Raw genomic sequence first — 11,733 nt, 5'->3', positions numbered from 1 at the left:
ATCAGTTTTTGCCGCGCACGAAGGCGCTGTACCACTCGCCGCTCTGTTTGACGATGCGGCGCTGCGTTGCGTAGTCGATGTAGGTCAGGCCGAAGCGGCGCAGGTAGCCTTCTGCCCATTCAAAGTTGTCCAGCAGGCTCCAGGCGAAATAGCCTTTGATCTTGCCACCGGCAGCAATGGCATCGCGCATTGCTGCCAGATGGCGGATCAGGTAGTCGCGGCGTGCGGTGTCGGTCACTGCGCCATCTGCGCCGAGGTGGTCGTCGTAGGACGAACCGTTTTCAGTGACGTACAGGTCACCGGTTGGATAGTCGCGCGCGACACGCTCCAGCAGCGTAATCAAGCCTTCCGGCGAGACTTCCCAGCCAAAGTCGGTACGCTGTCGGTCTTGCGGATACACGATTTTGGTACGCAGCGGATATTCGTCCGGCGCGTCCTGGACAATCTCGGGGAAGTAGTAGTTCACGCCAAGGAAGTCGCATGGTGCAGCAATCGCCTCCATGTCGCCTGCTTCGATCTTCGGCGCGTCGTTGCCGACCAGCGCCAGCGCTTCCGCCGGATAGCCGCGGCCATACAGCACGTCCAGGAACCAGCGGTTGCGCAGCGCGTCGTGACGCGACACGGCGGCGATATCGGCAGCGCTGTCGCTGGCGGCTTTCACCGGATGCAGGCTCAGGGCGATGCCCACTTTGGCGCCTGGCACATTGGCGCGGATCAGCTGCACCGCGCGGCCATGCGACACCAGCACGTTATGGCAGATCTGCAGCGCCAATGGCAGCGACTTGTTACCCGGTGCGTGCATGCCGTCCCAGTTGCCGTGCATGGCCGTGCACCACGGCTCGTTGTGGGTGATCCAGTGCTTGATGCGGCCACCCAGATGTTTGGTGATGACGTCCACGTACTGCAGGTAGGCGTCGATGGTGGCGCGGTTGTTCCAGCCGCCCTGGTCTTCCAGGTACTGCGGCAGATCCCAGTGGTACAGCGTGCACCATGGTTGCAGGCCGCGTGCCAGCATGCCGTCCACCAGCTTCGAATAGAACTCCAGTCCTTTCGGATTCGGCGTCGCATCCACGCCGTTGAAGATGCGCGTCCACGCAATCGAAAAACGGTACGAGTTCAAGCCCATCGACTGCGCCAGGTCCAGGTCCTCTTCCCAGCGGTGATAGTGGTCGCAGGCGACCGCGCCGGTCGAGCCGTCGCGGATCTTGCCCGGCGTGTCGGCAAAGGTATCCCAGATCGACGGCACGCGGCCATCTTCAGCAACGGCGCCTTCAATCTGATAGGCAGATGTCGATACACCCCACAGAAAATCGCTGGCAAAGTCAGAACGTTTAATCGCCGTAGGCAGGTCAGTAAGAATCATGGTCATAGTTTTTATTTGGCGAATGGAGTTGGCGGTGTAGGTGAATTCATCCACTTGATGGCGGTTTGCTGCGGCTCGTACGGCACGCTGCCAAACAGGCGGAAAAGGTTTTCGATATCGGCCAGCGAGGCCTTGTTGAAGTCGAGTTGAGGAATCTTGACGCCGGGCGCGTTGGTGACCAGGCCCCAGGTGCCGGTGCCCTGCCCGCCATGGTTGGTCAGCCGTTTGTAAGCCCATGCGGTCGACGCCCAGCCATTGGCGACATAGGTGTCGTACGTCACGCGCATGACCTGGCCGCCGTTTTCAGCGCCCATAAAGGCCCAGGGCTGGAACTCGCCAACGAAGAAGGCGGTGTTCAGGTCTTCCAGCTTGGCCTTCCATTTGCACACGTTGTCGCCTTCGCCCACGCATTGCAGCCAGCCTTTATGTACGGCCAGTCCCGGTTTGCCCCAGCCGAAATGGCCGGGGTATGGATGCATTTCGAAGGCGACGTTGCGCATGCCGTGCTCGGACGGTTTGCCATACGCATCGATGCCCTTGCTATGGCCCGGCAGGATGATGACGTGGTTCTGGTCCACTTCGCGGATCGACGTGTAGAGCGTGCCCATGACCACGGCCAGATTCTCCGGCGTGGTGCCCCACGGTTCATTCAGGATGCTGTAGCCGGCCACCGCGCCACGGTCCTTGTAGCGCGCGGCGATCTGCTGCCACAGCCAGATGGTGCGCTCCTGGTATTCCGGCGTGTCCCAGTATTTGTTCTTGCCGGCGCAGCCGCTGTGATGTTCCCAGCCCTGGCTGCCCACGGCGCCATGCAGGTCAAGGATCACATAGATGCCGCGCTTCTCGGCTTCGTCGATGGCGTTGTCCAGATACTTCCAGGCGTCGGCGCGCAGGTGGCGTGGATTTTTCTCATCCTCGATCACGCTGTAGATGAACGGCAGGCGCACCAGATTCAGATTCATCTTCGGCAGCATGTCCCAGTCGCGCTGCTGGATCCAGTTATCGCGGAACAGCGTGTACAGGCGCTGGCGTTCCTGATAGCCGAAGCGCTTGTCGAGGACCGCCTCCAGCGTGCACTGGTCGCCGACGGACTTGTTCTCCTGCCCCATCATCCAGAATTCCTGGATCAGGTAATTACCCAGATTGACGCCCCGCAGCGCCGGCTGTTTGCCGTCGGCCGCAAGCCATTTCGTGCCCTCTGTATGCAGCATGGGCAAAGCGGTCTGCGCCTGCGCAGCCACGGCCAACTGCGCGGCCAGCAGCGCGGCCGCCAGGCCTGCTGTTCTGAGCAATCGTTGTGTAAACATCAGTCTCCCCGTTCCATTCAGTGGAATCGTTTCCAATATACCTCAAAAAAAGAGCATGCGACCAGCGCCTGCCCTCTTTTTTTACGTCTTTTTACTGCTTACTGCGGCGGCCGCGCCAGTGAAGCACGTTCCGCCACATGGATCTGGTACTCGCGCACCACCGGACGCTTTAATTCGTAGCACTGATTGAGCAGATAATTCAGCCCGTTCAGGGTCATCTCGCTCCACGGAATGTGCACGGTGGTGAGCTGCGGCGCGGTGAATTCCGCGCTGTGCGTATCGTCGTAACCCAGCACCGACACCTGCTGCGGCACTTGCACGCCAGCCTTCTGGAACATCGACAGCGCACCGACCGCCATTTCATCATTGGCGCAAAATACTGCGGTAAATTCCTCGCCCGATTGCAGCAGCTGCTCCGCGCACGCCAGCCCGCCTTCCGGCGTGAATTCACCGTCCGCCATCCACATCTTGCTGGTGTCGATGCCCGCCTTTTCCAGTTCATCCTTGAAGCCAGCGATACGCTGCTGGTTATCGGGCGCCGCAGCGCGACCGGCAATCACGGCGATCTTGCGGTGCCCCAGGTCCAGCAAGGTACGCGCGGCCAGCCGTCCGCCGGCATCGTGGTTCACCGTGAAGCACTGGTCCGTGATACTCGCGAAGTCCTGGTTAATCACCACCACCTTCGACTGGAACGGCCCCAGTGCCAGGAAGTCTTCTTCTTCCATCGCATTGCTCATCACGATCAGGCCATCGCTGCCACGCTCGATCAGGAAGTTGACGCCCTCGATCGCCTGGTTGCGCGCATCGCCGTCACCGACGCCGAACGCCACCACCATGTTCAAGCCTGCTGCACGCAGGGCCGTGTAGATCGACTGCAGAATCGGCGTATAGAACGTCCCGCTCAGATACGGAATGTACACGCCCACCATCTGCGAGCTCCCCGACAGCAGCGAGCGCGCCGCGTGCGATGGCCGGAATTCCAGCTCCTCGATCGCCTTGCGCACTTTGTCCGTGGTGGATTGCGACACCGATCCCTTGCCGCTGATAACGCGCGAGGCGGTGCCCAATCCCACGCCCGCCAGCCGGGCTACGTCTTTGATGGTTGCCACGAGTTCCCTTATCTGTTCTGTCTATGCGGCGGCAAGGATAACCCACGCCCCAAAACATGACAAGCAGACCACTTTAGCCCAATTAGTCCTGCAACGCAGAGGCAATCCCCTTCTGCGCTCTTTCCACCGGCATGCGCGTGTTCCAGAACGTGGTCAGCACGTCCTGCAAGGCGCCATTCTGGTCGGGCGTGAGGAACACCTCGATCATGCCGACCGCACGGGATTTATCCTTGAGGATGGCCATGCCAGCCTGCGCGCAAACGTCCATGGTCGAGGTATCGACGTTGCTCAGAATCGGCAGGGAACCCTTGATCTTGTTGAACTCCAGCTGCGCGCCCGGCGCCAGCATGGTGGTTGCCAGCAGCTTCTGCGCACGCACCGCGTCGGCATTGCTGGTTTTCGGGAAGACAAACGCGTCGCCCTGAATCAGATAGGGGACGTTCGCGCCGAGGCCGGGAATACAGCCGAAGTCTTTGCCCGCCGTCTGTTTCGCGGCAGCGAATTCGCCCTTGGCCCAGTCGCCCATGATCTGCACACCGGCACGTCCGCTAATCAGCATGGCGGTAGCGTCATTCCAGTTGCGGTTAGGCGAACCGGCATCGACATAGCTTTGCAAACGCTTGAAGGCCAGCAGCACTTTTTTAAAGGCTTCCGAATTGATAGCCTTGGGATTGCGGTCGCGCAGCACCTGCAAATACAAGTCCTTGCCGCCGACATTGGCCAGCATGGCCTGGAACAGGATGTTCTCCTGCCATGGCTGGCCGCCATGCGCCAGGCCAACCAGGCCGGCCGCCTTGAGCTTGTCCAGCGCGGCAAACAGCTCGTCCGGCGTGGCCGGTTCTTTCGTTATGCCGGCTTTTTTGAACGCCGCTTTCGAATACCAGATCCAGGTTGACATGTGGATGTCCACCGGCACCGCATAGAAATGGCCTTTGACCTTGATAACGTCCAGCACCGGCTGCGGCATCAGCTGATCCCAGCGATCCCGCGCGGCGATGTCATCGACGTTGTTGAGCGAGCCCTGGTCGATGAGATCGCGGAATTGTTTGGTGGTGTTGAACTGCGCGGCGGTCGGTGGATTGCCGCCGACGATGCGGTTGATGGCCACGGCCTTGGCCTGGTCCGCGCCCGCAATCGCGGTATCGCCCCACACGCCGCCAGCGGCGCGGAAGGCGTCGGCAAACTTGCGCACGGCGGCCGATTCGCTGCTGGAGGTCCACCAGTGCATCACCTCCGCCTTGGGGGCGGCTGCGGCGGCTGCCGCGCTAGCCTTGCCGGTGGCGCACAGCGCCAGCGAAGCGAGCAAGGTCCATGCGATGCGCGACGCGCCCGTACTCTGCTTGGTCATCCAGTCTCCGTATTTTTTTATGGTGATGCCAGATACTACCGTCTTCCTGCCGGGAAAAAAACCGGCGCCGCCCAAGGCGCCGGCAACTTCGCGGGGCGAAGAGACGAGGGTAAGTGCCCAACAGATTGGAAACGTTCCCAATCACGGTTCAAAATATAGCACCCAATGATTTTGAGTGTCAACGGAAAAGGGGGCCGCAGCCCCCTTTCACCGGATTTCATACGCCTGGTTTCAGTTTTCCAGCGCCAGCACACGCAGGCGGTGGCCATCGCGGTCCAGCGCCACGAAGGTGAAACCGAAGTCCATGGCGACAGGCCGCTGGGCAATCGCCAGGCCGCGCGCCGACCAGTCGGTGTACATATCGTTGACCACGCTACGGTCCGGCACCGCAAACGCCAGCTCGCTGCCGCCGGCGAAGGCTTGCACGGTCGGTTCCGCCGTGTGGCGCGACCACAGGCCCAGCTTGAGGCCGGACGGCAGCACGAACAGCACAAAGGTCGGCGAGGTTTCCACCGGCTGCATGTTCAGCAGGTCTGCATAGAACTCGCCGCTGGCGGCAGGATTATCAACATACAACAGGACATAGTCTGGGCTCATTTTTATTCTCCGATCAAGGTTGGCAATGAAACTATGTTACGAGAGGGTCGTGACAGTTTCTGTCAGGAGCGTTGCCCCTTGTGCCGCATCAAATGCTGATGTTTCCTGCTGGATAGAATCGGACGCATGCGCCCTCTCCCCTATCCCCGCCCGGCACGCCAACGCGGCGTCATCGCCATCCTGTTCACGCTGATGGTGATGGCCTTGCTGAGCATGGCCGGGCTGGCGCTGGATCTGGCGCTGGTCTACAACCGCAAGGCCGAATTGCAGGCGCTGGCCGATACCGCTGCACTAGCTGCCGCCCGCGAACTCAACGGGACGGTGGCCGGCATCAACAACGCCGTCGCGGCGGCTGCCAGCGCCGCACAGAATTATCCCTACCAGTACAACAAGCAGTCCGTACCGTGGTCCAGCGCTGCGCTGCGCTTTGCCGCCGCATCCAGCACGCCGGATGTGGGATGGGTCGATGCGGCGGGCGCGCAGTCCGCGCCGACCAGCATGCTGTTTGCGAAGGTCGATACCGCCGCACTGGACGCGACGGTGAGCAGCGTGGCCACCATCTTCATGCGTTTTAGCGGCAACGCGCCATCGGTGATCCAGGCGCCGGCGCGCGCGGTGGCGGGACGACTGAGCATCCAGGTCACGCCGCTGGGCATCTGCGCGCAAGCGCCCACTGCGGCGGCTTCACGCGCCAACAGCGGCAGCAGCACGTACAACGAGCTGGTGGAGTTTGGCTTTCGCCGTGGCGTCGCCTATGACCTGATGAACCTGAATCCCAACGGCACTACGCCGGCGAACTTTCTCATCGATCCCTTGTCGCCACCGGGCATGGCGGGATCGTCGGCCAACTTTGGTACGGCGACAGTCGGGCCGTTTGTCTGCGCTGGCAGTATGCTCATGAGCAGCCTGATGGGTGGCGCCCTGCACGTGCAGCGCGGCTTTCCGCTGGCCGCGTTGTACACACATCTGAATTCGCGCTTCGACAACTACAGCGGCGGCAACTGCACACCGGAAGGCGCGCCGCCCGACAGCAATATCCGCACTTACAGCTACGCCAGCATCACCTGGATGAGCACACCGACCACGACACAAACCGCCGCGAGCTGGACCAACGCCAGCACCCGGCTGTGGACGCGCGCCGACCCGCTTCCTGGCGATCCCAGCAACACCGCGCCGCTGTATGGGCCGTTGTGGGCCTTTGCCAAGGCCGTGCCCTATTCCGCCTACACCGCATCGCCAGTAGAACCAGCCAATGGCTACAACAGCTTCAGCACCAGCGCATGGTCGACCCTGTACACGCCGGGGCCGCCGGCAGCGGTGGGCTATCCATCGGCACAGGCGAGCTCTACGCCGTATAGCACTACCAGCGGCGGCAACTACCTGGCGCCATCGGCTGCGCATCAGCCCGGCCTGTCCAGACGCCGTGTACTCAACGTTGCGCTGCTGTCGTGCCCTGTGCCGGCCGGGGCAACTGCGCAAGCCAGCGTGCTGGGCGTGGGACGCTTTTTCATGACGGTGCCCGCGACGGCGACCAGCCTCCCCGCCGAGTTTGCCGGTGTGGCGGCACCATCGTCGCTGTCGGGCGCAGTGGAGCTACAGCGATGAAGCGGCAACGTGGCGCCGTCGTACTGGAGCTGGCACTGGTGCTGCCGGTGCTGCTGACCATGCTGACCATCGTCTTGTTCTATGGGCGCATCACCTACAACTACGACGTCGCGCAAAAAGCCGCGCGCGATGGTGCGCGTTATCTGGCCAGCGTTGCCGCCGCCAACATCAGAAACACCACCGTGCTTGGCCATGAGCTCGACCTGACCGAGAACATGGTGCTGACTGAACTGGATGCGATGGCGGGCGACGCATTGGTGTATCTGACCTGTGACGACGTACCCTGTCCTGCGCTTACCGGCGCCTTGCCCGCGCAGGTCACCGTCACCATCATCGTGCAGATACCGAATCTGCTGCCCGGCTACGCACCGGACCTGCCCACTCAGCGGCTACGCATCAGCCACAGCATGCGCTATGTCGGCTACTAAACACCATCAACGCGGCGCCACTACAGCCGAATTCGCGCTCAGCGCAGTGATCTTCTTCACCGTGCTGTTCTTCGTGATAGAGCTCGCGCGCGTGGTGTACGTCTGGAACACCCTGCAGGAAGTCACGCGCCGCGCCGCTTATGCCGCAGCAGTCAGCGACTTCAGCAATCCCGTCGTGATGGACAGCGTGCGCCAGGCCGCCATCCTGCGTGACAGCAGCGGCCTGCTGCCACTAGGCGACCCAGTCACCGACGCCCACATCCGCATCGACTACCTGGCCCTTACCCGCAACGCCAACGGTAGCCTGGCCATGACGCCCATCCCCACCGCCAGTCTGCCCGCCTGCCCGGCACGCGTACACATCAACTGCATCGCCAACCCCAACGGCAGCAGTTGTATCCGCTTCGTCCGAGCCCGCCTGTGCGCGCCCGGCACCGACTGCGATGAAGTCCGCTACCGGCCCTTCTTCCCGCTCACCGGCCTTAGCCACGCCCTGCCCACCGCTACCACCATCAGCAAAGCCGAGTCCCTTGGCTACCAGCCTGGGAGCACGTTATGCCCATGAAATTTGACGATGAAAAGATGCCGGCCTATTATCAAAAGATGGAAGCGCGGATTGAAAAACTTGAAGCCGACGTCGCGGCAATGAAGATTGACCTGGCGGTCATCAAGTCGAACTACGTCACAAAAGCGGACTTGGCCGAAGCTAAAAACAGCATCATTGTGTGGGTAGCCACCACCGTGATACTGGCGCAGCTACTCCCCCTTCTGCTGAAGAAATTTGTCCTGTGACGGGGCGATAGAGTGACCGGCAAACGACCCAGGCGACACCGGATGGCCGCATCTTGATTTATTGAATAAGCACGGCAGGGAAATATCGCTGCCAAAAGGGCAATGCTGATTGACCTTCGGGTATCTGTCCTAAAGAAGCACAGGCGCGCTGATAACAGCGCTCCATCAGGCCAGCATGGGTGGCAGGCTCATCAGCCTCAATTTCATTACACCGCGCTGCCCATTTCGCCAAGTCGCCTTCTGTGTAATCACGCTGTCCAAGCAATTCAATATCGCGCTCCAACAACGTCCATTCAGAACTTCGCCGTGCACTATCTCTCGCCTTCGTACCAAACCCGAACACCAGTGAGGCGGCACTACTAATCGTAATGACTGCGGCACACCATTGCACCAAGCCAGGATCTGCGATTCTGGCAAACGCAAGCGAGCCACACAAAATGGCAATCACTTTAATCAGCCCTTCTCTCATTTCGAAAATACGTTGCCGCTCCTGATAATAAATACGATTCATCAGCGCACGCAATTGGATCGCTGCGCGGCGATTCCACAAATATTCGGCATCCGGGTTGTGAGCAAAGTCTTCCATGATGATTTCTTCGGTGGGGGCTGCAGGAGGGGCGCGATGACTGGTTTTGTCAAAGATCTTATACCCAATCGTCGATTCGAAGCGCAGCACAAAAGAAAAAGGCCAATCTAATGATTGGCCTAAGTCTTTGATTTCTTTAGTGTTGGTCGGGGCGAGAGGATTCGAACCTCCGACCCCGTGCACCCCATGCACGTACGCTACCAGGCTGCGCTACGCCCCGACGAACAGCTAATTATAGCAGCGGGTTTAAGTATTTGTCATGTTTGCTTTGTGAGCTACCATAGCCGTCATGAATCCTGCTGATCTTGAACACGCCGCCGCCCTCCTACATCAGGCCGATTTGCTGATCGTGGCGGCCGGAGCGGGCATGGGCGTGGATTCCGGTTTGCCGGACTTTCGCGGCAACCAGGGTTTCTGGAAAGCCTATCCGGCATTAGGCCGGGCGGGAATGGAGTTCACCAGCGTGGCGTCGCCCGCCACTTTCCAAGACGACCCAACGCTGGCCTGGGGATTTTATGGGCACCGGCTCAATTTGTATCGCGCCACCATCCCGCACGCGGGCTTCGGCCTGCTGAAGAAATGGGGCGAGCGGATGGCGCATGGGTATGGCGTCTTTACCAGCAATGTGGATGGCCATTTTCAGGCGGCCGGTTTTGACGGGCAACGCATTTATGAATGCCATGGCTCTATCCATCATCTGCAATGCCTTGAGCCGTGCGGCGGGCATATCTGGAGTGCCCGGGACTATGCACCACAAGTCGACAATGATGCGTGCCGCTTGCTTGGCGCAGCGCCGACCTGCCCTCATTGCGGCAATATGGCGCGGCCAAATATTCTGATGTTTGGGGATTGGGGATGGAACGAAGGACGCTCCGCACAACAGGAACGGCGTCTGCACGCGCTGCTGCACAAGGCGCAGCGGCCGCTGGTGATTGAACTGGGCGCAGGCGTGGCGATACCGTCGGTACGCCATTTCGGCCAGACGGTGCTCCAGCACCGCAATAGCCGCATGGTCCGCATCAATCCACGCGAACCACAGGTGGCCAGCACCAGGGATGTCGGGCTGGCAGCAGGCGCCCTCGCGGCACTGGCCGCGATAGACGCGCTGCTATAAACGATTTATACCAATTTGACGGTGATCGGCGACAGACCTTCGACCTTGCCTTCCAATACCTGGCCGCGCACCACCGCGCCCACACCTTCCGGCGTGCCGCTGAAAATCAGGTCGCCCGGCGCCAGCGTGAACAGCGTCGACAGGTTGGCGATGGTTTCGCTGATAGACCAGATCAGATGCGAGATGGCGGAGGACTGTTTGGTCACGCCATCCACATCGAGCTGAATTGCGGCGTTGTTGATATCGCCCGCCTCCTCCGCGCGGTGAATCAGGCCGATTGGCGCGGAGAAGTCGAACGCCTTGCCGATTTCCCACGGACGGCCCGCGTCGCGCATCTTGAATTGCAGGTCGCGGCGCGTCATGTCGAAGCCCACGGCGTAGCCAAAGATGTGCGATGCAGCGTCTTCCACCGAAATATTCGCGCCGCCTTTGCCGATCGCCACCACCAGCTCACATTCATAATGCAGATTGCTGGTCGCTGACGGATATGGCAGTTCCAGCACGCGGTTAGGCGCCGCCGGCACCACAGCTTGCGCGTCGCCTGGTTTGCAGAAGAAGAATGGCGGCTCGCGGTCAGGGTCCGAGCCCATTTCACGCGCATGGCCGGCGTAGTTGCGGCCAACGCAGTAGACGCGGCGGACAGGGAACAGGTCGGACGTGCCGGCCACCGGCAGGCCAACGATGTCATGGGCGGGAATTACGTAGGAAGTCATGATGCTCCGATAGTCAGATAAGAGACATCAGGCATGGTACAACAGCAGCGGCGCACGTGCAGGCACGCGAAACAATACGAGACAAATCAGGTCAGCAGCAGCGCCTTCAGGGCGACGCGGTAGCCTTCGATCAGCGAGTCGCGGTTCAGGTGCGGACGATGCAACGCCCGGATCGGCAAGCCATGGAACAGCGACACCAGCGTGTCGATGCGGCCTTCGAGCAGCGCATCGTCCACCGCCAGCCCGCGCCGCTCGCGCTCGCGCTTGATGAGGGGACGGAAGCGCTCCATCGCCGACACATCCGCCGCACGCATCGCCTCCGCAATCTTGGGATTGCGCGCCGCCTCGGCAAACATCTCCATCGGCAGCTGGAAGAAATGCGGGTCCAGGTTTTCGTCGATATGGCGTGGCGCTTCATCGATCATCGATTGCAGCGGATCGTCCTTGCTCTCCAGCTCACGCAACTGCGTGGTCACATGCTCCGCTTCCAGATCGACAAACGCCATAATGATGGCTTCCTTGCTGTCGAAGTAGTTATAGATGTGGCCCGCGCTCATGCCCGCCTCTTTCGAGATTTCGGACATGCTGGCGCCATGGAAACCGCTGCGCGCGAAGCACAACGCTGCCGCCTGCAATACCTGATTGCGGCGGCTTTGCGCGCGTTCAGGGTCTGTGCGTCGTTTGGCGGGGGCGTTCATGGGCGGTCCTTGGTCGATTCTTGCCTGGGATGGTCAATTTAACATGAGAATTTAGCGGCGGGCGCAAGATACC

13 protein-coding genes and 1 tRNA gene are annotated in these 11,733 nt (G+C 60.9%); 5 read left to right on the top strand and 9 right to left on the bottom strand.

The genetic code is table 11. From position 1 onward, the window contains the following. Nucleotide 1: 1 nt before the first annotated feature. From GTP58_RS01610 to GTP58_RS01590, 5 genes are all read right to left on the bottom strand, one after another. Nucleotides 2-1,363, bottom strand: a complete 1,362-nt coding sequence (locus GTP58_RS01610) for a GH1 family beta-glucosidase (RefSeq protein WP_229215394.1) — start codon at nt 1,361-1,363, stop codon at nt 2-4. A gap of 11 nt (nt 1,364-1,374) precedes the next feature. Beyond that, entirely contained in the window at nt 1,375-2,670 is a 1,296-nt protein-coding gene (locus GTP58_RS01605; protein ID WP_161076016.1) for a glycoside hydrolase family 5 protein, read from the bottom strand. A gap of 98 nt (nt 2,671-2,768) precedes the next feature. Beyond that, complete coding sequence (locus GTP58_RS01600) at nt 2,769-3,779, bottom strand: LacI family DNA-binding transcriptional regulator (RefSeq protein WP_072780920.1); 1,011 nt, start codon at nt 3,777-3,779, stop codon at nt 2,769-2,771. A gap of 82 nt (nt 3,780-3,861) precedes the next feature. Beyond that, nucleotides 3,862-5,127, bottom strand: a complete 1,266-nt coding sequence (locus GTP58_RS01595) for an ABC transporter substrate-binding protein (RefSeq protein WP_072780922.1) — start codon at nt 5,125-5,127, stop codon at nt 3,862-3,864. Between the two features lie 231 nt (nt 5,128-5,358). After that, nucleotides 5,359-5,724, bottom strand: a complete 366-nt coding sequence (locus tag GTP58_RS01590; RefSeq protein ID WP_161076015.1) for a VOC family protein — start codon at nt 5,722-5,724, stop codon at nt 5,359-5,361. A gap of 126 nt (nt 5,725-5,850) precedes the next feature. Here GTP58_RS01590 and GTP58_RS01585 point away from each other — a divergent pair, with 126 nt between their 5' ends. The 4 genes from GTP58_RS01585 to GTP58_RS01570 are packed head-to-tail and all read left to right on the top strand — an operon-like array spanning nt 5,851 to nt 8,549. Further along, nucleotides 5,851-7,329 (top strand): pilus assembly protein TadG-related protein, encoded by a 1,479-nt coding sequence (locus GTP58_RS01585; protein ID WP_161076014.1) that lies wholly within the window; start codon nt 5,851-5,853, stop codon nt 7,327-7,329. Further along, nucleotides 7,326-7,757, top strand: coding sequence for a TadE family protein (locus GTP58_RS01580; RefSeq protein ID WP_161076013.1), 432 nt, complete (start codon nt 7,326-7,328; stop codon nt 7,755-7,757). Before GTP58_RS01585 ends, GTP58_RS01580 begins: the two co-directional genes overlap by 4 nt. Beyond that, nucleotides 7,744-8,322: a TadE/TadG family type IV pilus assembly protein gene (locus GTP58_RS01575; RefSeq protein ID WP_161076012.1), complete on the top strand. Its 579-nt coding sequence runs from the start codon at nt 7,744-7,746 to the stop codon at nt 8,320-8,322. The genes GTP58_RS01580 and GTP58_RS01575 overlap by 14 nt, the downstream gene beginning before the upstream one ends. After that, entirely contained in the window at nt 8,319-8,549 is a 231-nt protein-coding gene (locus tag GTP58_RS01570) for a hypothetical protein (protein ID WP_202413454.1), read from the top strand. Before GTP58_RS01575 ends, GTP58_RS01570 begins: the two co-directional genes overlap by 4 nt. Nucleotides 8,550-8,607: 58 nt before the next feature. On the opposite strand, the gene GTP58_RS01565 is transcribed toward GTP58_RS01570, so the two are convergent. After that, nucleotides 8,608-9,135, bottom strand: a complete 528-nt coding sequence (locus GTP58_RS01565; protein WP_161076011.1) for a hypothetical protein — start codon at nt 9,133-9,135, stop codon at nt 8,608-8,610. A gap of 143 nt (nt 9,136-9,278) precedes the next feature. Beyond that, a tRNA-Pro gene (locus GTP58_RS01560) sits at nt 9,279-9,355 on the bottom strand. Between the two features lie 69 nt (nt 9,356-9,424). Between GTP58_RS01560 and GTP58_RS01555 the strand changes: the two genes are divergently transcribed. Beyond that, a complete protein-coding gene (locus GTP58_RS01555) occupies nt 9,425-10,249 on the top strand; it encodes a Sir2 family NAD-dependent protein deacetylase (RefSeq protein WP_161076010.1) in 825 nt (274 codons plus the stop codon). A gap of 5 nt (nt 10,250-10,254) precedes the next feature. Here GTP58_RS01555 and GTP58_RS01550 read toward each other — a convergent pair whose 3' ends face one another. Next, nucleotides 10,255-10,962: a fumarylacetoacetate hydrolase family protein gene (locus tag GTP58_RS01550; RefSeq protein WP_161076009.1), complete on the bottom strand. Its 708-nt coding sequence runs from the start codon at nt 10,960-10,962 to the stop codon at nt 10,255-10,257. Between the two features lie 86 nt (nt 10,963-11,048). Continuing rightward, nucleotides 11,049-11,660 (bottom strand): TetR/AcrR family transcriptional regulator, encoded by a 612-nt coding sequence (locus GTP58_RS01545; protein WP_161076008.1) that lies wholly within the window; start codon nt 11,658-11,660, stop codon nt 11,049-11,051. Nucleotides 11,661-11,733 lie beyond the last annotated feature (73 nt).

It is taken from the genome of Duganella sp. CY15W, from assembly GCF_009857555.1.
GTDB lineage: Bacteria > Pseudomonadota > Gammaproteobacteria > Burkholderiales > Burkholderiaceae_D > Rugamonas > Rugamonas sacchari.
The sequence above is the reverse complement of the archived record's forward strand: the minus strand, read 5'-3'. Positions and strand labels throughout refer to the sequence as shown.